Origin of the sequence: Micromonospora echinofusca, assembly GCF_017614955.1 — a bacterium.
Taxonomy (GTDB): domain Bacteria; phylum Actinomycetota; class Actinomycetes; order Mycobacteriales; family Micromonosporaceae; genus Micromonospora; species Micromonospora echinofusca_A.
Map to the genome: position 1 here is coordinate 1 of NZ_WVUH01000776.1, position 264 is coordinate 264.

The following is a 264-nucleotide window of genomic DNA, read 5'->3' on the forward strand; positions in this document are numbered from 1 at the left end:
CGCCGCGACGATCTCCTTCACGTTACCCGTCTGCTCCGCACCAAGATCGATACGCGACTGACCCGACGGCACACCATGCGGCAACAGCTTCGCCCGATCAACCACGCCCACAGCCTCACCAGCCTTGGCGTCAGCCCTCGTGTCGGTCTGGACCACCGGCGCCGCCGGCTTCGACTCCACACCAAGCTCGTTCGCCAACGCCGGACCCGCGGCCAGACCACCCGCGAACACCAGACCCGTCACACCCAGCACAGCCTTACGCAG

The 264-nt window shown here is 67.0% G+C and carries 1 pseudogene; it reads right to left on the bottom strand.

Going from position 1 to position 264, the window contains the following annotated elements:
• A pseudogene (locus GSF22_RS34335) lies at positions 1 to 243 on the bottom strand (hypothetical protein); the annotation flags it as partial.
• Positions 244 to 264: the final 21 nt, after the last annotated feature.